This is a genomic window from Cytobacillus gottheilii (assembly GCF_900166665.1).
In the GTDB taxonomy this organism is placed as follows: Bacteria; Bacillota; Bacilli; order Bacillales; family Cytobacillaceae; genus Cytobacillus; species Cytobacillus gottheilii_A.
In genome coordinates this window covers 3,921,136-3,940,915 of record NZ_LT800494.1, presented here as the reverse complement: position 1 = coordinate 3,940,915, position 19,780 = coordinate 3,921,136, and the positions used below count along the sequence as shown (strand labels likewise).

The window sequence follows — 19,780 nt, the reverse complement described above, 5'->3', positions numbered from 1 at the left end:
GCGGAAAAACTCCGCTTATTTTGCGGGAAATGTAGGTATTTCCCGGAACAAGCGGAATTTCTCCGTTTATTCCTAAACCAACGATTATTCCAGTGTATACGAATTTGAAAAAAGCCTGGAAACAACCTATTCCAAGCAATTCTCATATCAAGTGTAGATGAACGTTAATAAAATGCCAGGTCTGTTTAATTTATTTTCATAGTTTTTGAACAGTTAGGTCACAGAATCCTTTGATAGCTCAGGATGACGATGAGTGGATGCTAGTAAAATTAGTCCGCTTATAATCAGCAGTGAACTTGTAAGAAGAAAAACGGCTGTAAAACCAAAATAAGCAGAGATGATGCCGCCCATTGCCGGACCAATCACGTTGCCAAGGAATCGCAGGCTCGTATTGTAGCCGAGTACCTCACCTTGCATGGAGAGCGGTGCCTCCTGGCGAATATACGCGACACGAACAGGAATAATACCGCCAATGGTCACTCCGAGCAGAAAGCGAACGAGCACAAGCTGCCACATATTGGTGACGAATCCCCCTGGGATATAGAAGATGCCTGCCAATAATAATAAGACAATGAGCACCTTAATATAGCCATGCTGATCCCCAATTTTACCCCATTTGCGTGCCATCAATAAATTTCCTGCTCCTGCTGCCGAAAAGGCAACTCCTGCGAAGAAAGCGAGATTTTCTGGTCCATGAAGCTCGCTGACATATAGAGATAAGATAGGCTGAATACTAAAATGCGCGATTTGAACTAAGGAGGAAATGAGCATAACGGTTAATAAAACCGGATGCCGTATGATGTGTAAAATAACTTCTTTGCTTGAATATTTATGCTTGGTTCCCTTCGTCCGTTCGATTACATATTCTTTTGAAAACATCACGAGGATCGCGGAGAGAATAATGGCAAAGGAAGTCCCCTGGAATGTACTTGCGTAGCCATAAGTATCTGCGAGGATACCGCCGAGCAGCGGTCCCATTAAGGAGCCGGTAATGCTTCCAGTCTGAAGGGTGCCGAGAACACGTCCAGCAATTTCTTTAGGAGTTTGTGTGGAAATATAAGCCTGAGAGACACTGATAAAGCCAGTGAATATACCCATGAACAATCTTAATGTAAAAAGCTGCCCGACAGAAGTGACATAACCCATTAAAAAGATCGATAACCCCATGCCAAGACCAGAAATAATCAGGATTTTTTTACGGCCATATAAATCTCCAATTCTTCCCCAAATAGGAGAGAAGATAAAAGCTGTTACAAACGTAATGGCGAATGTCCAGCCAGACCAATGCTGTACATAAGCGGAGGAGAAGTCTCCGAATGTCTCAATGTACAAGGAGATAAACGGCAATACCATTGTCATGCTTCCGGCTATAAAAAAGTTGGCAAACCACATGATAAAGAGATTTCTCTTTGATTGCTGATTCAATAAAAACACTTCTTTCTTGAAGATATTTCGTTTTCCTAAATATAAGCATAACGGAACTTTCAGAAAAATGAAAGTGATTTAAGTATGACCTAACAAGACAATAACTAGTCCAATTTCTTTTCTATTGAAAATGTCAAAAAAAATGATTGTATTGGATTTGCATATGTCCTATAATTCTTAATATGGTAAAAATTCAGAATAAAAGGGAGGTTTTTGCTTGGAAGATTTTGTAGGCAGTATTAATAATGTGTTATGGAGTACCCCTGTTATTTATATTTGTTTGGCTATTGGACTATTTTTTACAATCATGACAAGGTTTCTTCAGGTGAGACATATTAAAGATATGTTCTTGCTGATGTTCAGAGGGAAAAGCTCAGAAGCAGGTGTTTCATCGTTTCAAGCTTTATCAATTGCGTTATCTGGACGTGTAGGAACAGGTAATATTGCTGGTACAGCAACTGCAATTGCAATGGGTGGTCCAGGCGCTGTATTTTGGATGTGGGCAATTGCATTCATTGGTGCAGGAAGTGCTTTTGTTGAATCAACACTTGCCCAAATTTATAAGGTAAAGAAAGACGGAGTATACCGTGGCGGTCCTGCTTATTATATTGAAAAAGGAATTGGAGTCAAATGGTATGCTGTTCTATTTGCAATAGCGGCATTAATTGCAATGGCGATCCTGATGCCTGGCGTACAGTCTAATTCAATTTCTGTAGGGATTGAAAATGCCTTTGGTGTTAGCAAGTATGTAACTGGCGGAGCTATTGTCATCTTATTAGCTTTAATCATTTTTGGCGGTATTAAACGAATTGCAACGGTTGCTCAATATGCTGTGCCTTTCATGGCAGTTGGATATATGATTGTTGCACTTATTATTATCGGCATGAATATCGGTGCAGTTCCAGATGTGATTTCACTAATTTTCCGCAGTGCCTTCGCAGCTGATTCTATGTTTGGCGGTATTGTGGGAAGTGCGATTGCGTGGGGAGTAAAGCGGGGTATTTACTCCAACGAAGCAGGTCAAGGTACTGGCCCGCATGCAGCGGCAGCAGCAGAGGTATCACACCCTGCTAAACAAGGACTTGTTCAGGCGTTTTCTGTATATATTGATACTTTGCTTGTATGTTCAGCAACAGCATTTATGATTTTATTTACAAATATGTACAATACAGTTGCCCCTGATGGAAGCTTCCTCGTAGAAAATCTGCCAGGAGTTGAAGCTGGTGCCGGTTTTACTCAGGAAGCTGTTGAATCCGTTCTTCCTGGATTTGGTGCTGGGTTTGTTGCTGTATCACTATTTTTCTTTGCCTTTACAACGATTATGGCGTATTACTATATCGCAGAGACAAATGTTGCCTATTTAATTAAAGGCAAGAACATCAAGCCTGCAATGTTTGTTTTGAAACTAGTCCTTTTAGGCGCAACCTTTTATGGAGCAGTCAAAACAGCAGGTATTGCATGGGCACTTGGTGACGTTGGACTAGGGTTAATGGTATGGCTCAATTTAGTAGCGATTCTGATCCTGACAAAACCAGCCCTTATTGCTTTGAAAGATTATGAAGCCCAAAAGAAACAAGGCTTAGATCCTGTCTTTAATTCAACGAAGCTTGGCATAAAAAATGCTGAGTATTGGGCGGATGGCTATAATCTTGAAGAAGAAAAGGATAAAGTATCATAAATAAAAGTACTAGAGATGTCCAGCGCTATTGCTGGGCATCTTTTAGTTTGTTAGAATAAAAAAGCTTTATGTTGTAAATAAAAGTGAGTATGACACTGGAAATGCAGAAAACTGCACAATCAAATAAATGACGTTTAGCGTTTAACCGAACATAACAGTGGTATTTTTAGATATGGTCATGCTAAGAAATCCTATTTAAAACACTGATTAATACAGAAAACTGAAGGTGACGGAATTTGGATACACTTATAAAAGAAATGAAGCCATTTATTCAAGAGGCATGGACGAAAAGCGGCTTTCAGCAGCCTACTTCAATTCAGCAGCAGGCAATACCTCTTATTGCTGAAGGAAAAGACGTCATTGCTCAATCTCCAACCGGAACTGGTAAGACATTGGCTTATCTTTTACCGCTTCTGGAAAAAATTGATGTTGAGCAAAAAGCTGTACAAGCTGTTATTATTGCTTCCTCGCAGGAGTTAATCATGCAAATTTTAGAGGAAATAGGCAAATGGGCAACAGGCAGCGGAATTCGAGCAGCGTCCTTTATCGGCGGAGCCAATGTGAAGAGACAGCTTGAAAAATTAAAAAAACATCCTCATATTGCATTAGGCACACCAGGAAGAATGCTGGAGCTTATTAAACAGAAAAAGCTAAAAATGCATGAAGTTAAGACCATCATTTTAGATGAGTGTGACCAGTTGCTTGTGCCAGAGCATACATCTACGGTCACAAATATCGTGAAGTCGACTTTAAGTGAACGGCAAATGGTGATGTTTTCTGCTACATTGCCCCCGCATGTTGAAAAGGTTGCTGCAGAAATGGCCAAGTCCCCAAATATGATTAAGATTAATAAAGACGAGACCATAAAAGCGGAAGAAGTTTCTCACTATTACTTTATCGCAGAGCATAGAGATAAAATGAAAATGCTTGAGAAAATTTCCCGCCTTGATGAAATAAAGGGGCTTGTTTTTGTAAGAGATATCGGCAACTTAACGGTTCTTTCGGAAAAGCTGGACTTTAAAAATATCACAGTAAGTATCCTTCATAGTGATTTAGATAAAACACAGCGCCAAAAGGCTCTTAAAGATTTTAAAGAGGGCAAAACTCATCTGCTGCTTGCCACGGATGTAGCTGCAAGAGGCTTAGATATTAAAGGAATTACCCATGTGGTTCATTATGATTTTCCAAAGGATATGGAACAATATGTTCACAGATCAGGCCGAACAGGCCGATTTGGCGCCAGCGGTACGGTTCTTTCCATTATCAATGAGCGTGAAGAAAGAGAATTAAAAAAGTATGGAACTCAGCTAGGAATCCCTGTTCAAAAAATGATGATTAGAGGCGGACATATCACAGAATTCAGTACTCGTGAACAACGTAAGTTATGACAACAAATAAAGAGGCTATGATGACGTAATTAAACAAATTTCCGAATGATTAGAAGCATCGTTTGAACTGCCCCGTAAATGTTAGACATCAAACTAACATCTACGGGGTATTTTTTATTCCTGAATTTAAATCCTTAAACCTGAGTGAAATGGAGCAGAGAACCTTGACTCCGGCGTGGAAATAGAATAGAGGACCCCAGCAGTCTTGCTTTTCAGGCTACAACTTGCTCCAGCCGAAAGTAAGGTTTGCAACTCAAGGGAATGGCTTAAGTTAACATCTTATTGAATGATTTATCTTATTTCAGTTCTTTTTTACAGCTCTTTTTTAAAATTTAGACATATGATTGCGATGTTTAGTTTGCCAGGAAAAAGTAAAGGTTTTCAATTATTTTTTTGTAAAGTTTAATTAAAATCTATAGAAATTAAGAGGATTGGCTGGTATATTTTCTAAAAGCGGTGTCGAAAAATGTAGAACACCGTGATTGTTCAGAATATTAGGAATGAAGTTGCGAGAATCACCTGTATAACCATTCTTTACTTGACTCATACTACTTTTGATCAAACGAAAGGAGTGAGGGGTCTTGGGACGTACGAAAAGAGGCAATCAGAATGCACAGCGCAATAATAACAAGAAGCATCCTGACCGGACAAGTGAAGAATTAGTTGAATTTACAACAGGCAGCAGAGAGCCAAAAAATAAAAATGTTCAAGATTAATCTTGTGCCTATACCAATCATGTGATTGGTATAGGCATTTGGCACCAAAATTTCACATATTTTTTTATTGCATTATGATATTTTATAGTATATGGAGATTTAATAAACCTTTAGGGGCGGGGAAAACATGTTAAAGTTTAAAAGACAGCCAAAAATAGATAACTGGCAAACAGCTGCACAAAACATTCAAGTAAAAATAAACGTAGAAGGTAACCAAAATATTACAGATAAACTGCAAATGCTTAAAATTACGAAGACCGATCTGCAGTATATTAAAAGGGTGCAGCCTTTAATAGAAAAACAAGTTGATAAGTTAACAGAAGAGTTTTATGGAACGATTCTCCAAGTGCAGGAGCTTCAAGATATGGTGAATAGATATAGTTCTGTTCAGAAATTGAGGGGAACTTTAAGACAGCACATTATTGAGCTATTTAATGGGGAAATTACAGAGGAATTTATTAAGAAGAGATTACGAATAGCATTTATACATTATAAAATCGGCTTAAAGCCTGCATGGTATATGGGCTCTTTCCAAAATCTTCAAAATGCTATTTTAGAAGTTATTTGTGATAGCGCACAGTCCATTAATGAAGTCAAAGAAATTATAAGCTCTGTCAATAAGCTCTTAAGCCTAGAGCAGCAGCTTGTTCTTGAAACATACGAAGATGAAAATATGAGAATGATTAAAGATACGTTCCAGCAAGGCAAAAATCAGTTAAAGGATAAAATTTTGGATGTCAGTGAAGATCTCGTCGCTTTAGCTGAAGAAACAAGCGCCTCTGTTGAGAATTTAATAGCTCGAAGTCATGAGTTCAATAGTTTAATAAAAGATAGCGGAGCTCATTCTGAAACCATTCAGTATCAAGGCGGAGTTGGAAAGGAAAAGCTGTCGGAGCTTTCCAATAAAATCGAGCAGATACAGTCTGAGACATCTAATATGACGATAACAGTTGACCAGCTTAACGAAGCATCAGAAAAAGTGAACTCTGTCATTGCTTTTATCCAAAGTATTGCAGACCAAACCAACTTGCTGGCCTTGAACTCAGCAATAGAAGCTGCCAGAGCGGGAGAACATGGCAAGGGCTTTGCAGTGGTATCTCAAGAAGTAAAGAAGCTGGCTGAGCAGACTAAATTATCAATAGGAGAAATACAAGAATTAATTCATACATCTTCTATGCTTACCAAAGCAGTTAGTGAGTCTTTATTAAATGTAGCTTCATCGGTTACAGAAGGAATGGAAACGTCGCTGCAAACCAATGAAGCATTTGATGCCATCGCAGCATCTATATCTTCAAATGCAAACTATCTTAATTCAGTTGGCAACCAAGTAAACGAACTTATTTATAGTATTAATGAAATAGGGACAGCCTCCACAACTGTTGCCTCGTCAGCTGAAAAATTAAATGATGCGGCTAATAATGCATAAAGGGATATTAAAGAGAGGCTGGGACAAAATGAAATTAATATTTCTCAAACACGAATATTTTATATTTTGATTTGGGTATTTAGACAAGTCCGTTTCATTTCACTCATGTTAATAAAATATATTTTATATTCATAAAAATACCGAATGATTAGAAAGATGACTCCCTAATCATTCGGTTCTATGAGTGTGTTAAATACTTATGCCCCAGCCTTTCTCTTTAGCAGGTGCATTAACCTGTAACATCATTCAATTTTTTTAATGGCTTGTCTGCAGGACCTTCTACAACCTCTCCATCATAGGAAAAGCGTGATCCATGGCATGGGCAATCCCATGTTCTTTCTCCGTGATTCCATTGTGTTTCACAGCCCATATGTGTACAAGTGGTATCGACAACATGTAATTTCCCATCCATATCCTTATAAGCTCCAGATCTTTTCCCATCCACAATGACAACCGCACCTTCATCATTCGAGAGATCGCTAATTTCTTTTGGTACATACTCGAATTTTCCTTTTAACAGTTGTCCAGCGGTGTCCGTGTTATAGGAAATGACCTTTTTAATGCTGGGATCGGCCACAAAACGGGAAGGAGAGAAAATCTCACTGTACGGATTTTCCTTTTCAAGGATTTGATCTCTTAAAAGCAGTGCTGCTGCAGTACCATTCGTCATTCCCCATTTTCGGTAGCCTGTTGCGACAAAAATATGAGGCTGGTCGGCAGTGATCGGTCCGATATATGGCATCTTATCAAGTGAGGTGAGATCTTGAGCTGACCATCGATAAGGGTACTCTTTAATGCCAAAGAGGTTTGAAGCAAATTTCTCTAGTGCTTCATAATGCTTCAAGGTGTCTGGCCCCTTACCAGTTTTATGCCCTTCACCGCTTACTAATAAGAGTTTCTCCCCATTAAAAGGAGTATAGCGCAATGATCTTGTAGGCTGATCTGCACTGTAATACATTCCTTCCGGATATTCCTTCTCTGCCTTAATAGCGATTATATATGATCTTTCTGGAAGCAGTCGCGCAAAATAGAATCCTTTCATATCTGCAAAAGGAAAATGAGAAGCAGCAATCACGTACTTACTCTTGATTCGATGTCCTTCTCTCGTTACAACATCTGGACGCTCCCCTTTTTCAAGATCAACAGCCGTTGTGTTCTCGTAAATTGTGCCGCCCATATCTGTAAATGCCTGAACCAGCTTATGTAAATATTTCAGAGGATGAAATTGTGCTTGATTGGTCATAGTTAAGACAGCCTTAGTTTCAATAGGAAAAGGAAGATCATTGCCAAGGTGGCCTGAAATGCCAAGCTTTTCATAGGCACTCATCTCTTTTTGAAGCTTTTCTCTATATTCATCTGATTCTGCATAAATAATGGCGTCTTGCTCGCTATAATCACAATCAATATTTAAATCGTTCTTTACTTTTAAGATGAATTCCTGAGCTCCCTTGGAAGCCTCATAATAGAGTTTAGTCTTTTCAAGTCCAAAATGCTGAATGAATTCATCGTAAATAACTCCATGCTGTGCAGTTATTTTCGCCGTTGTATGTGCGGTTGTGCCATTTAAGATTTTCCCCGCTTCTAAGAGCGTGACTTTAAGACCTTCCTTAGCGAGCAAGTATGCCGATGTGATTCCTGTAATTCCTCCGCCTACAATCACCACATCTGCAGAAGTATCTTCCTTTAAGGGCTGAAAAGAGGGCAGATCAATATCTGTCCAATATGATTCTGGAAATCTTGGCATTTGATTCGTCATAAATATCCTCCTCTTACATTATCTGATTGTATGTTTTCCTATAATAAGACTTTGTATACGATAAGTACCCAAAGCTGGAAGCTTTCACACATTGACGTTATAAAGATTCGTTGCTATAATCCTTATCAGAATTTACAAATATTTTAACGAGCTAAAGTCTTTTGCTCAAAGGGAGATTAAGCAAATGAATTTCGAAACAGCGGTGTTACATCATAAAAATAAAAAGGAACGGACCATTAAAAGCAAAGTAACACCAATTTATCAAACGTCTGCTTTTGCCTTTTCTGATTTAGAAGAATTAGAAGGCTTCTACCAGGGGAACGGCAATTATCTTTATTCAAGAGTTGGCAATCCAAATACAGATGAATTGGGCCAGCTAGTTGCCCGTCTTGAGGGCACACCAGAAGGAGCGGCTGCTTCATCAGGCTTATCTGCTATTCTGGCAGCTATTTTATCAGTGGCACAAAACGGCGATCATATTGTGGCAGCAGATGATGTATATGGAGGCACTTTTCATATGCTAAAAGAGGAGCTTTCCTCAATAGGAATTAGTGTCACGTTTGTTTCATTTGCAAATCCGGCTGAAGTAGAAGCAGCCATCCAAACAAATACAGTGCTTTTATATACAGAATCAATTACCAATCCACTCTTAAGAGTAGAAGATCTAACTCAGCTTGTTGCACTAGCAGAAAAGCATAAGCTGAAAACAATTGTTGATAATACATTTGCAACACCATTGCATTGCCAGCCATACCAGTTAGGAGTTAACTTAGTTGTTCATAGTGCAACGAAATACATTGGCGGTCATAGTGATGTGACAGCTGGTGTCGTAGTCGGTGATGAAGAACTTGTAGAAAAAGCTAGAGCCAAAATTGTCAATCTAGGTGCCAATTCAACTCCATTTGAAGCATGGCTGACATGCCGCGGTGCGAAAACATTAGCGTTAAGAATGAAGGCTCAATCTGCAAATGCCCGAGCGGTGGCTTTATCTTTAAAAGAAAATGAACATGTTGAGACGGTCTACTACCCTTTAGAGCATGGTGAACAAGGATTTGGAGCCATGGTAACAATCAAGTTAGCGGACACAGTTAACATCAGCTTATTTTTTAAAAATTTGGAGTGGATTAAAATTGTTCCAACACTGGCTGGGGTGGAGACATCGGTCTCACACCCGTTAAGAACCTCTCATCGCGCATTACCGCCAGAAGCATGTGCGGCACTTGGCATTACAGATCAAGTGGTGAGGATTTCTATAGGGATTGAAAATGGAGAGGATATTATTGCAGCATTCAATCAAGCTATTTCAAAATCCATTTAAGGACTAAGTTTCTATCTGAAGGAAATGGGGTATTAGAATATAAATTCCTTAATAAAGGAGGAGTTTATATGAATCAGCAGCCATACAGACTTGCAGGCGCTTATGAAGCGGAAGAAGATGCAGTGGCCGCAGTGAAGCAATTGCAGGACCAAGGCTTTAAAGCAGAAGAAATTGCGGTCATTGGGGAACAGTATGCAAGCTTAGAGCAGATCCATGTAGAAGATGACACTTATCAGCAGCAGATTGAAGAGGGAAAGACTCTTGTCTTTGTTGATAGCCAGTCGTCACTATTGCAGCAGCAAAAACAAAATCCTGGTGAAGCAGGATTAGAACGAAAACAATATTAAGATGATATGAACTGCACCTATGCTGTAGAAATGCTACAGCATAGGTGTATTTTTTTATGTGAAGAATTTTACGGGAAAGCTAGTTTAAGGTGATTAAGGAATATCTTCTTCATACTTCACAAAAGGCTGTATCCTTCTTATCCCGCAAGTCAATCAACCTTCGCGCATAATTACCCTAAGTCAATCAACATACTATACAAAAAGGGTGATAAAGGAGAGTAAAAACTATGCCGGAATTGCCGGAAATGGAAACGTATAAGCAGCAGCTTCATACAATCCTTGCAGGAAAGAGGATAATCGATACAGATATTCAGCGTGAAAAATCAATAAATGTAGCAAGTGACTTATTTATGAAAGAACTAAATGGAGCGGTTATTATAAAAATTGATAGAAGAGCGAAGCATTTAATTTTTCATTTAAGCACAGGTAAATATTTATTGCTTCATTTGATGCTTGGCGGCTGGATGTATGTGGGTACCGATCAGGATGCACCAAAGCGTACGAAGCAAATCACTTTTACTTTTGATAACGTAAAATTGTATTTTATCGGATTAAGATTAGGCTATTTGCACTTGCATAACAAACAGACACTTGAAGAAGAGCTTGCAGACATAGGACCAGAGCCGTTAGAGAATAATTTCAACATTGATTCTTTTCAGGAGCTATTAGAAGGAAGGAGAGGCATGCTGAAAACGACACTAGTAAATCAGCATGTGATTGCTGGAATTGGGAATTGCTATAGCGATGAAATCTGCTATGAAGCCTATCTGCTTCCGGATCGCGGGCTAGATGAGCTGAGCAAAGAGGAGAAAGAAAAGTTGTATTCTGCAATGGTATCCGTTTTAACGAATGCCACTCAGCTTGGAGGGTATATGGAAAATCCTTTATATAAAGGAGATCAGCTGACAGGCGGTTATAATGATCACTGTCTTGTTTATGATCGTGAGGGGATGGAGTGTAATAGATGTCATAGTAAGATTATTAAGACTGAAATTTCCTCCAGAAAGACATTTTTTTGTCCAGGGTGTCAAAAATAGCACATAAATACAATAAGCGGCTGCAGCAGCATCCGCTTATCTTTCATTCATCCACTGTATTAACTTCCGTTGTTCTTCTTCTAATTCATCTGTTTTAGGAACTTTACGCGGTTCTAAGTCAATTTCATCTGAAGAAAGAACTTTCACAACCATCTGACCGCCGTAAACCTTTGCACGAAGCAGGATAGGGTGAGTGTATAGGTTCTGGAAGACAAAGTCGGGTCCATACCAGCTGACGGTTGCATCACGGCCTGGCGGAACATAGTGTACACGCTTGCTGTGTGAATAGCGTTCGACGATGGACAGGCCTGCTTGATCAACTGCATTAAATAAGGTGGAAGAAACTTGGCAAATTCCTCCGCCAATATCCTCTGATAATTCACCTCTTACAATAACCGGAGCACGCTGAAAACCACGGCTTTTCGTTCGCATCCCAACACTTTGATTAAAGGAAAATAATTCACCAGGAAAAACAACTGTATTATCGATCTCTTTTGCAGCTAAGGTAATATTGTTGGTGCGGCTATTATTGCGGCTATTAAAGTATGTAACGTATTGGCCGATCACCTTTACATTTATTTGCAGCAGCAGATCACTGTCTACTCTTGGATGAATAGGAAGGGTTGGAATATCCATCTCTTTCAGATCATGATTATAGAAAAAGTGAGAAAACAGATGGGCAAATTTTTCCCGATGCAATTTCACACCAATTTTTTCTTCAATAACTTGTCCGTATTCTCCGATATATGCGTTTGCTGGAGGGACGCAGATTTGCGTTTCCAGTGAACGGAGTAATGTATTATATTGCTCTATATTTAAAAGCGGGATACTTGATAATGGAATTTCATATTCTGCCCTTTGAATTTCAACGATCGGTTTATTCTGATAATTAATTATAAGATCATCATTTGAAGGATATGTATGTGTGCTTAATAGTAAGGCGAATAAAGTAGCTTTTATCATGAAAATCCGCACCTCCGAAGCTTATTATTTGCGGTGGCGCGGACTTTCATGTGATTTGTTAATTGGTAAAACTTTGACAATCCTGAGAGGTTTGCTTGCACTCTTTTTCCTTCCAAGTCGAATAGATCATTTTTCCATCGCTTGCCGTTCCATCTGGAAAATCCATTGGCAATAAAGCAAAGAAAACATAATAGATGGAAAAATAAATAAACTGATATGTGAGCATAGAAGGAGCAATGATACTCTCATGGATCAATATATTTACAACCAGAATCCCCAGTAGATTAAATAAGGAACCTCCAATCAGGATTAGACATTGAGAGTATTTGTTCGTGTATTTCAAAGGTCCAAGGCTGCAGCTGCCATGCCAAAAATAAAACATTCTGACTTCTATGTTTCGCACTGAAAATAGTTTTTTTCCTACTCCAAGTACTACATTCATTTTCTTACAGCCAAAAAAATAGGCGAAGGTTAGATGTCCGATTAGATGCAAGATCGTTACAACAGGAAACACCACGAAGAATGCTTGAATGAAATGAAAAAAGTCTTCGATTCCAAACATCTTTTTCTCCTCCTTACAGTGCGATTATCCTCTTACTACCCCTCCCAAAATTGAAAATAACCATGAAATAGAACATGGATGAATGTTCCATGAGTTACAGTCTTAAAGACTTATACGTCTTAAGTCTTATATGAAAATAAAGCTGAGGCTCGTTATAGAAGCTTTAAAATCACGGTAAGATGATATCAAGAAAGGAGGAAACGAAATGAAAAAATTCGGTTTACTAATGGCAGGAGGCATAGCGGCGCTGATCTTGATTGGAAACATTGGTCCAATGCTCGCGCTCGCAATCAGCATCACCATCTTATATTTCGTCTATAAACAATTTATTAAAGCAAACTCAAATTTGGAGAAAGCAGGATGGGGGATTATCGGGTTAGCGGCACTGCTTGCATCGGCATCTAACATTCCCGCAATTATCGGCATTGCTGCTGCTTATGTACTTTATTTAGTATATAAGAACTGGAATAAACAAAAACAGACGTTTCCGAAAGAAAATCATAACGACCCATTTGCAAATTTTGAAAAGCAATGGGCAGAAATCAATAAAAAGTAACGAAAAGGAGAGCATACACTATGTCAAATCTATTTACACGCATAAAAAATACGATTGCAGCAGATTTAAACGAGGCATTGGATCATAAGGAAAAGAAAAACCCAATCGCAATGTTAAATCAATATTTAAGAGAAAGTGAGCAAGAAACAGAAAAGGTCCGCAAGCTACTGGAGCGCCAATATCAACTAAAAGAAGAATTTACACGTGAGTATAATGAAGCAGCAGATCTTGCACAGAAAAGAAAGAAGCAAGCTGAAATTGCGGCTGCTGCGGGCGAGCAAGAACTGCAGGCTTTTGCTCAGCAGGAATATGAACATTATGAGCAGCGGGTGAGCCGCCTTCAGGAAATTCTGAAACAGACGAATACTCAGCTTTTGGAACTAGAAAGAAATTATGAGGATATGAAGCATAAATTAAAAGATATGCATTTGCGCCGAATGGAATTAATGGGCAGAGAGAATATTACCCGTGCCAATCACCAGATGAGCAAGGTCCTGCATAATGAAGAATATTCAGATCAGCCATATTCCCGCTTTAATGAGATTGAAACATACATTGATAGACTAGAGCATGAAGTCAATACATCCTACTACCGCAGCACCATTGATGCAAAAATCGCTCAGCTTGAAAAAGATATGAAAAAAGCAGAATAACACTCAAAACAGAATAAAAAAATGGTAGTATAAAAAGAAAAGCGGAAACGCCTTGCTCAGCCCCGACAAGCTTAAGGCGAGATGGCTAGAAGGTTGTTCTTTAACCTTCTGGACAGATTGACTTAAGACCTCGAGGGGCTAGGCGTTGTGGCTAGACAAAAAGAAAAGCGGAAACGCCTTGCTCAGGTTAAGGGACGCAGACTAAAAGCGCCACGTCCTGTGGCAACGTCTGCACAACCCACATCCTGTAGGCCCCAAGCTTAAGGCGAGATGGCTAGAAGGTTGTTCTTTAACCTCTTGGAGATATTATTTAAGACCTCTAGGGGCTAGGCGTTAGAGCTAGCCCAATCTTAAAGGCGCAGGTATGCTGCGTCTTTTCGATACGAATATAAATTCACATCATCAAAGAAAATAGAATGCACCACTGTTATAAAGGAGGGAAGCCCGATGAAAGAAAAAATAAAGAGTGATTATACGAGCTGGCTGGTCATCATAGGGATTGTCATGCTCTTTTTAGAATTTACCTTTTTTAATTCGGGACTCATTTTTTCTTTATTAGTACAAGTGGGCATGATTTATATTGGAAGCAAACGAATGGCAAAAAAGCTTGGTAAACTGCTTTTTTGGGGAGGCATTATCTTTCTCGTTATCTCTGTATTAAGCATGCTGACGTTCCGCTTTCTATTGCTGGCCATTTTAATTCATTTTCTTATTCAATATTCACAAACGAAAAAGAATCCAACTCATATTAAACCAGTGATTGATCTATCGAAAAGTTCTATAAAAGATGAAAACCTTGTTAAGAAAAAACCGCTGATTACAAATGTGTTTTTCGGAAAGCAAAGAACACCTCAAGCTGTGTATGAATGGAATGATATTAATATTCAGGCTGGTTTGGGGGATACAGTTATTGATTTAAGCTACACCGTTCTGCCAAAAGGAGAAACAATCATTTTTATCCGTAATATTATAGGCAACATCGAAGTGCTGGTACCGTATGATATGGAAGTCTATGTGAATCATACCTCCCTTGCTGGTACAGCCCGAATTTTAGACTTGCAGGATGAAAAGATGTTTAATCAGTCTCTTCAGATTCATACAGCGGATTATGAGAATGCCCATCAAAAGGTTAAAATTGTGAGTTCTATGTTTGCTGGGAATTTAGAGGTGAAAAGAGTATGAGTGCAGTTCAGCGCCAGATTATGTGGGGAGCTGGATTGTCATTATTCCTGCTTGCTGCCTTTTCTCTAACCTTTTTTACTGTTTTCCCTTTAAACAATTGGCGGGATCTTTGGGAACTGGATATTATGGATATTCCTTTTATCATTTTTATGCCGAGTATTTGTTTGGCCATTGGCATCAGTTTTGGCGTTTTCTCAGGTTTTCATTGGAGAAAACAGATTGACACGGCAGATGAATGGCTGCATCAGCTCGAAGAAGGACGCCAGCTTGATTTGACCAGGCTGCCGGTATCTGGAGAACTGCAATCTGTATCCGAGCGTGTAGGCAAGATTCAAAAACAAATTGCTGAACAGGCAAAATTATCCCAAAAGCTTGCAACAGAAAAGGCGGAGGATATTGAAAGCCGAATGCAAGAAATTGTTTCACAGGAACGGAACCGTCTGGCAAGAGAACTTCATGATTCTGTCAGCCAGCAGCTTTTTGCTGCTTCCATGCTTATGTCCGCATTAACAGAAACAAAGACAAAGGATGAAGACAGACAGGCAAAACAGCTTAAAATGGTAGAAGCAATGATTCACCAGTCACAGCTGGAAATGCGTGCTTTGCTTCTGCATTTGAGACCAGCGGCTTTAAAAGGAAAATCCCTAAAAGAAGGGGTTGAAGAACTGCTGGTTGAGCTTTTGCAGAAAGTGACCATCAATATTAATTGGAAGCTTGAAGAATTTCCTCTTGATAAAGGAGTAGAGGATCACTTATTCCGTATACTGCAGGAATCAGTCTCGAACACTCTTCGTCATGCGAAATCGGAAATGCTTGAGGTGCTGCTGATTGAAAGAGATGGGTATGCAATTCTGAGGGTTGTTGATGACGGAGTAGGCTTTGATGTAGAGGAAGCAAAAGCAGGTTCTTATGGTCTTCAAAATATGTATGAACGTGCTGTTGAAGTAGGCGGAACACTAAAGATCATCAGCTTAAAAGATAAAGGAACCAGGCTTGAAGTGAAGGTGCCATTAATCTGATAAGCCGGAAAAGAAATTGCTTAGCTTAGGAAGGATGGAAAGTATGATTAAAGTGCTATTTGTTGATGACCATGAAATGGTTAGAATAGGGGTTTCTTCTTATTTAACAGCACAGCCGGATATTGAAGTGGTTGGCGAGGCAGATAATGGACGGACAGCGATTGAGATGGCGTTGGAATTGCGCCCGGATATCATTCTGATGGATCTTGTAATGAAGGAAATGGATGGAATTGAAGCGACCAGAAATATCATTGAGCGCTGGCCAGAAGCTAAGATTATTATTGTGACGAGTTTTCTGGATGATGAAAAAGTTTATCCTGCACTTGAAGCAGGTGCGACTAGTTATATGCTAAAAACCTCAAAGGCAAGCGAAATTGCAGAAGCAGTTCGCCAAACCTATTCTGGACAATCAGTGCTCGAGCCTGAAGTCACGGGAAAAATGATGGTCAAAATGCGCCAAAAAAAGGAGTACCTGCCCCATGAAGAACTAACCGGAAGGGAAATGGAGATACTCCTCTTAATGACTGAAGGAAAAACGAATCAAGAAATCGCTGACGAGCTTTTTATTGCCTTAAAAACAGTTAAGACACATGTAAGCAATATATTAAGTAAGCTCCAAGTGCAGGACCGCACGCAAGCTGTCATTTATGCTTTTAAACATTCACTCGTAACCTGAACTTGTGTCGTACTTTGAGTGTACTAGGAATATGCTGGCTAGGATGGCGATCGCCAGTCCTAAGGCAACACTGCCTACATATGGAGCATCTTCTATGTTTCTGACTGTAATGCCAACAAATGCCCAGACAAACACAAGCGGATATACCCAATCATTCCATGTTTTTCTCACATAAACAGGAATTAATCCGGTAACTAATAGTAATCCGATTGTCCAATACATCTGTGTTTCAACAATAAAACCAACATCCGTGAAGATGGCATAATAGCTGATATTAGCCAGGAAAGCAACTGTAATCCACCCTAGATAAAGGGAAAAAGGAAATCTAGTGATCTTAGAAGAGTGATGGGTGGTTATTTTATAAATCATGATTAACGTGATAAGCAAGAGAATCATAACAGCAACAGATAGGAGAAATAATCCGTTATGCCATACGAGAATCCAGCTTGAATTCAAAATAGAGCTGAAGATAAATAGGGTATGCAAACGGCGGTCTAGAGAACGTTCTTTATAGTAGCGAATCCATTCCCGAACGAGCCAGATTCCAAGCCCAATGTATATTACACTCCAAATCGAGAATACATAGCCAGCCGGTGTAAAAAGAACTTCAAGTGCATTCGAAATCTCCCCAGTTGTTCTACCGCCAATCGGCAGAATATTAGAGAGGGCATTAATAACGATCATTACTATATAGGATAGAGAACTAATCCATATCATGCAGAAAACCTCCTTCTCTGGAGTATATTCCACATATTTTTCCTTCTTAATCCTCCTTTCGTGATGATTTTCACAAAGCAAGAGAATGCTCTAAAAAAGGGCAATACATTAGCTGTTAATCTTCGTGAATCACTTCGACGATATAGTCTTCCAGCGGGGAGCGGATAGATTTGATGAAGTTTTTGCCAGATCCTAACCCAAAATTAAACAATCCGTCTCCATTCCCGGCAGAAATACACTTCATAATGGTCTCACCTTCAAAATTATCAAAAACTACAGTTAAAGAGGTAAAGCTCGATGTTCTAAAATAATACCTTTCAAATACTAAGATACTTATTTGGTTACCCTGTTCTTCTGTTAACTTATAATCCTGAAAGACAAGTAGCTCTTTTAACTCTTCAATTTCTGTTAATAACACGGCTGCGTCAAAAGGCGTTAAATTTAATTTGAATTCACTATATTTCTTCATTCTGCTGGACTCCAATCATTGAATATGCCAATACATTTCTTGTCTGTATATACGATACAAATGCTAAAACGTTCCAAAGAAAAAATTAATTTTTGTATTTGCTCTTGATTAAGAAAAGTATTAGATTTCCACTCCAGGGTACTCGCTTTCCGGCGGGGCGGGTGCTGAGCCTCCTCGTCGCATATGCTGAGGGCACTGATTTTCTTAAGGTTTTTCGTTTTTCTTTAACCTGGTAAAATCTTATAAAGATAAAAAAGCCAATTTCTGTCTATTATTAGAAAGAAATTGGCTTTATTTTTGTCTGAATCCCTTAATTTTGGACTATGTTGTCCATTTTCTTACTTTATTAACTTTAGAATTCGTTTTATATTTACCGCAAATATGGTGGTTGCCCCTTGAATTTGCATGCCAAATAAACCCGAGGATTTCGCTGTTTCATACTCGTGTGCATGTTTTAATTCGCTATTCTTAGCCTCAATCTTATATCGATTTCGAGATAGCTCTTTAAATTTAACCGTCTTTTGAAATGCTTCCTGATCTTTATGCTCTGTCGATTTTATTGTGACAGAATAGGATTTTGTTTTCGCTCCTTTTTTATAACAGCCCTCTTGTAAGGGACAAGTGTTGCATTTATTCGTATCAAATAAATATTTAATTCTTGGATTTCGATCTTGACCTTTTCTTTCTTCAAATTTCTTTTGGATCGCCAAATGGCCAGCCTTACACACATATATTCCTGCATCTTTATTAAACGTGAATTCGTCCTCTTTTTTTCGCGTACCATGCGTTACATGTGGATGCAATTTTGAAACAAGTTCCAAATTTTCTTCTTTTATATAACGAATATTTTCTTTCTCAGAATAGGCCGTATCTCCAATAACCGTTTTAATTTCCATTCCTGTTTTGATGCTTTTTTCAACTAATTCTTGAAGATATTTTCCATCACTTTTCTCTCCAGTTGTGATCACCGCTGCCGTAATAATCCGTTCGTTAGCCATTGCCAAATGTGTTTTGTATCCAAAAAAAGAGGAGTCTGCCGATTTATGTCCTACTTTGGCATCTGGATCCATGGAAAAACTCAACTGTTCTGTACAATCCTCAACGACTTCTTTTAATACATTTAACTTTTCTTTCACCGCAGGTAATTCTGAAATTCTTGGCTCTGATTCGATGGCGGTAATAAGATCTTCGCAGTACTGTAATTCATCTTCAACACTATTCGTTGTTGTTTTGGCCGGTAAATTCTCTTTCATCGATTCATCGATTTGGTAGACAGACCGACGTACATTCTTTGATTTTTCCTGTAAAAATTCTTTAACGGACTTTTGATTATAACGGGATTTTGTGTGAGTTGAGTCAACAATAATCGTTTTACTTTTAATGATGTCTTTCTCTAATGCGATTTCAACACTTTTATTTATAAGCATATCTAATAAATCCACATCTTTTAGACGAAGCCTACGAAACTTCGTTAGGGAACTGGGGTCAATAACAGGATCTTCTGGCGCCATTTCAAGGAAGTATTTAAAGGACATATCATACTTTGATCGTTCGACCACATCTACATCTGATAAATTAAAAATGGATTTAAGCAAGAGATATTTGAACATACGGATCGGGTGAACGGCATTACGACCGTTATCTAGACAGTACTTTGATTCTAACTCTTCTAGAATAAAGCTGAAGTCCACAAGATCATTGATTTGACGAAGCATATTATCTTGTGGAACAACAAGATCGTATATCTGTAAATAGGGGCTGAAACTAAGGGATTGTTGGTTGGAGATCATTTTATATACCACCTGCGATAAGTTAATACCTCTATTATAAAACAAAAAGCCAGTGAAACAGTAAATGTTTCACTGACTTAAATGGACTTTTTCAGTGCCCTC

19 protein-coding genes are annotated in these 19,780 nt (G+C 38.8%); 12 read left to right on the top strand and 7 right to left on the bottom strand.

Annotated features, from left to right (window positions below):
- Window positions 1-213 precede the first annotated feature (213 nt).
- Entirely contained in the window at window positions 214-1,425 is a 1,212-nt protein-coding gene (locus B7E07_RS19455) for an MFS transporter (RefSeq protein WP_080848474.1), read from the bottom strand.
- A gap of 217 nt (window positions 1,426-1,642) precedes the next feature.
- Here B7E07_RS19455 and B7E07_RS19450 point away from each other — a divergent pair, with 217 nt between their 5' ends.
- The 4 genes from B7E07_RS19450 (at window position 1,643) to B7E07_RS19440 (ending at window position 6,633) form a co-directional block, all read left to right on the top strand.
- Window positions 1,643-3,103, top strand: a complete 1,461-nt coding sequence (locus tag B7E07_RS19450) for an alanine/glycine:cation symporter family protein (protein WP_080848473.1) — start codon at window positions 1,643-1,645, stop codon at window positions 3,101-3,103.
- A gap of 257 nt (window positions 3,104-3,360) precedes the next feature.
- On the top strand, window positions 3,361-4,491 hold the full coding sequence (locus B7E07_RS19445; protein ID WP_080849286.1) for a DEAD/DEAH box helicase: 1,131 nt from the start codon (window positions 3,361-3,363) through the stop codon (window positions 4,489-4,491).
- Between the two features lie 581 nt (window positions 4,492-5,072).
- Entirely contained in the window at window positions 5,073-5,207 is a 135-nt protein-coding gene (locus B7E07_RS24540; protein WP_257391501.1) for a hypothetical protein, read from the top strand.
- A gap of 127 nt (window positions 5,208-5,334) precedes the next feature.
- The gene (locus tag B7E07_RS19440; RefSeq protein ID WP_080848472.1) at window positions 5,335-6,633 is read left to right on the top strand and encodes a globin-coupled sensor protein; all 1,299 of its coding nucleotides are present in this window, start codon (window positions 5,335-5,337) and stop codon (window positions 6,631-6,633) included.
- A gap of 229 nt (window positions 6,634-6,862) precedes the next feature.
- Here the strand turns inward: B7E07_RS19440 and B7E07_RS19435 are convergent, their stop codons facing one another.
- Window positions 6,863-8,389, bottom strand: a complete 1,527-nt coding sequence (locus tag B7E07_RS19435; protein WP_080848471.1) for an FAD-dependent oxidoreductase — start codon at window positions 8,387-8,389, stop codon at window positions 6,863-6,865.
- Window positions 8,390-8,573: 184 nt separating this feature from the next.
- Between B7E07_RS19435 and B7E07_RS19430 the strand changes: the two genes are divergently transcribed.
- The 3 genes from B7E07_RS19430 (at window position 8,574) to B7E07_RS19420 (ending at window position 11,091) form a co-directional block, all read left to right on the top strand.
- A complete protein-coding gene (locus tag B7E07_RS19430) occupies window positions 8,574-9,707 on the top strand; it encodes a trans-sulfuration enzyme family protein (protein ID WP_080848470.1) in 1,134 nt (377 codons plus the stop codon).
- Window positions 9,708-9,775: 68 nt separating this feature from the next.
- Window positions 9,776-10,054 carry a general stress protein gene (locus tag B7E07_RS19425; protein ID WP_080848469.1) on the top strand — a complete coding sequence of 93 codons (279 nt, stop codon included), beginning with the start codon at window positions 9,776-9,778 and terminating at the stop codon, window positions 10,052-10,054.
- 227 nt (window positions 10,055-10,281) lie between these two features.
- Window positions 10,282-11,091, top strand: a complete 810-nt coding sequence (locus B7E07_RS19420; RefSeq protein WP_080848468.1) for an Fpg/Nei family DNA glycosylase — start codon at window positions 10,282-10,284, stop codon at window positions 11,089-11,091.
- 36 nt (window positions 11,092-11,127) lie between these two features.
- Here the strand turns inward: B7E07_RS19420 and B7E07_RS19415 are convergent, their stop codons facing one another.
- Both B7E07_RS19415 and B7E07_RS19410 read right to left on the bottom strand, forming a co-directional pair.
- Window positions 11,128-12,054 carry a VanW family protein gene (locus B7E07_RS19415; RefSeq protein ID WP_080848467.1) on the bottom strand — a complete coding sequence of 309 codons (927 nt, stop codon included), beginning with the start codon at window positions 12,052-12,054 and terminating at the stop codon, window positions 11,128-11,130.
- A 58-nt stretch (window positions 12,055-12,112) separates the two neighbouring features.
- Complete coding sequence (locus B7E07_RS19410) at window positions 12,113-12,616, bottom strand: hypothetical protein (RefSeq protein WP_080848466.1); 504 nt, start codon at window positions 12,614-12,616, stop codon at window positions 12,113-12,115.
- Window positions 12,617-12,821: 205 nt separating this feature from the next.
- On the opposite strand from B7E07_RS19410, the gene B7E07_RS19405 reads away from it, so the two are divergent.
- The 5 genes from B7E07_RS19405 to B7E07_RS19385 all read left to right on the top strand — a co-directional run bounded on the left by B7E07_RS19405 (window position 12,822) and on the right by B7E07_RS19385 (window position 16,702).
- On the top strand, window positions 12,822-13,172 hold the full coding sequence (locus B7E07_RS19405; protein WP_080848465.1) for a lmo0954 family membrane protein: 351 nt from the start codon (window positions 12,822-12,824) through the stop codon (window positions 13,170-13,172).
- A 20-nt stretch (window positions 13,173-13,192) separates the two neighbouring features.
- On the top strand, window positions 13,193-13,825 hold the full coding sequence (locus tag B7E07_RS19400; RefSeq protein WP_080848464.1) for a PspA/IM30 family protein: 633 nt from the start codon (window positions 13,193-13,195) through the stop codon (window positions 13,823-13,825).
- 447 nt (window positions 13,826-14,272) lie between these two features.
- Entirely contained in the window at window positions 14,273-15,007 is a 735-nt protein-coding gene (gene liaF, locus B7E07_RS19395) for a cell wall-active antibiotics response protein LiaF (RefSeq protein ID WP_080848463.1), read from the top strand.
- Entirely contained in the window at window positions 15,004-16,026 is a 1,023-nt protein-coding gene (locus B7E07_RS19390) for a sensor histidine kinase (RefSeq protein ID WP_080848462.1), read from the top strand. Before liaF ends, B7E07_RS19390 begins: the two co-directional genes overlap by 4 nt.
- Window positions 16,027-16,069: 43 nt before the next feature.
- Window positions 16,070-16,702 carry a response regulator transcription factor gene (locus B7E07_RS19385; RefSeq protein WP_080848461.1) on the top strand — a complete coding sequence of 211 codons (633 nt, stop codon included), beginning with the start codon at window positions 16,070-16,072 and terminating at the stop codon, window positions 16,700-16,702.
- Here the strand turns inward: B7E07_RS19385 and B7E07_RS19380 are convergent.
- The 3 genes from B7E07_RS19380 to B7E07_RS19370 all read right to left on the bottom strand — a co-directional run bounded on the left by B7E07_RS19380 (window position 16,688) and on the right by B7E07_RS19370 (window position 19,678).
- Window positions 16,688-17,419, bottom strand: coding sequence for a tryptophan-rich sensory protein (locus tag B7E07_RS19380; RefSeq protein WP_080848460.1), 732 nt, complete (start codon window positions 17,417-17,419; stop codon window positions 16,688-16,690). The two genes, B7E07_RS19385 and B7E07_RS19380, sit on opposite strands and share 15 nt — an antisense overlap.
- A gap of 115 nt (window positions 17,420-17,534) precedes the next feature.
- Window positions 17,535-17,888: a DUF6054 family protein gene (locus B7E07_RS19375; protein ID WP_080848459.1), complete on the bottom strand. Its 354-nt coding sequence runs from the start codon at window positions 17,886-17,888 to the stop codon at window positions 17,535-17,537.
- Window positions 17,889-18,226: 338 nt separating this feature from the next.
- A complete protein-coding gene (locus tag B7E07_RS19370) occupies window positions 18,227-19,678 on the bottom strand; it encodes an IS1182 family transposase (protein ID WP_080843532.1) in 1,452 nt (483 codons plus the stop codon).
- Window positions 19,679-19,780 lie beyond the last annotated feature (102 nt).

Excerpts from the sequence above, each read along its gene's own strand:
- B7E07_RS19410 (WP_080848466.1), bottom strand. The coding sequence starts at position 12,616 with ATGTTTGGAATCGAAGACTTTTTTCATTTCATTCAAGCATTCTTCGTG.
- B7E07_RS19415 (WP_080848467.1), bottom strand. The coding sequence starts at position 12,054 with ATGATAAAAGCTACTTTATTCGCCTTACTATTAAGCACACATACATAT.
- B7E07_RS19400 (WP_080848464.1), top strand. The coding sequence starts at position 13,193 with ATGTCAAATCTATTTACACGCATAAAAAATACGATTGCAGCAGATTTA.
- B7E07_RS19385 (WP_080848461.1), top strand. The coding sequence starts at position 16,070 with ATGATTAAAGTGCTATTTGTTGATGACCATGAAATGGTTAGAATAGGG.
- B7E07_RS19435 (WP_080848471.1), bottom strand. The coding sequence starts at position 8,389 with ATGACGAATCAAATGCCAAGATTTCCAGAATCATATTGGACAGATATT.
- B7E07_RS19425 (WP_080848469.1), top strand. The coding sequence starts at position 9,776 with ATGAATCAGCAGCCATACAGACTTGCAGGCGCTTATGAAGCGGAAGAA.
- B7E07_RS19370 (WP_080843532.1), bottom strand. The coding sequence starts at position 19,678 with ATGATCTCCAACCAACAATCCCTTAGTTTCAGCCCCTATTTACAGATA.
- B7E07_RS19380 (WP_080848460.1), bottom strand. The coding sequence starts at position 17,419 with ATGATATGGATTAGTTCTCTATCCTATATAGTAATGATCGTTATTAAT.
- B7E07_RS19420 (WP_080848468.1), top strand. The coding sequence starts at position 10,282 with ATGCCGGAATTGCCGGAAATGGAAACGTATAAGCAGCAGCTTCATACA.
- B7E07_RS19405 (WP_080848465.1), top strand. The coding sequence starts at position 12,822 with ATGAAAAAATTCGGTTTACTAATGGCAGGAGGCATAGCGGCGCTGATC.
- B7E07_RS19440 (WP_080848472.1), top strand. The coding sequence starts at position 5,335 with ATGTTAAAGTTTAAAAGACAGCCAAAAATAGATAACTGGCAAACAGCT.
- B7E07_RS19430 (WP_080848470.1), top strand. The coding sequence starts at position 8,574 with ATGAATTTCGAAACAGCGGTGTTACATCATAAAAATAAAAAGGAACGG.
- liaF (WP_080848463.1), top strand. The coding sequence starts at position 14,273 with ATGAAAGAAAAAATAAAGAGTGATTATACGAGCTGGCTGGTCATCATA.
- B7E07_RS19375 (WP_080848459.1), bottom strand. The coding sequence starts at position 17,888 with ATGAAGAAATATAGTGAATTCAAATTAAATTTAACGCCTTTTGACGCA.
- B7E07_RS19390 (WP_080848462.1), top strand. The coding sequence starts at position 15,004 with ATGAGTGCAGTTCAGCGCCAGATTATGTGGGGAGCTGGATTGTCATTA.
- B7E07_RS19445 (WP_080849286.1), top strand. The coding sequence starts at position 3,361 with ATGAAGCCATTTATTCAAGAGGCATGGACGAAAAGCGGCTTTCAGCAG.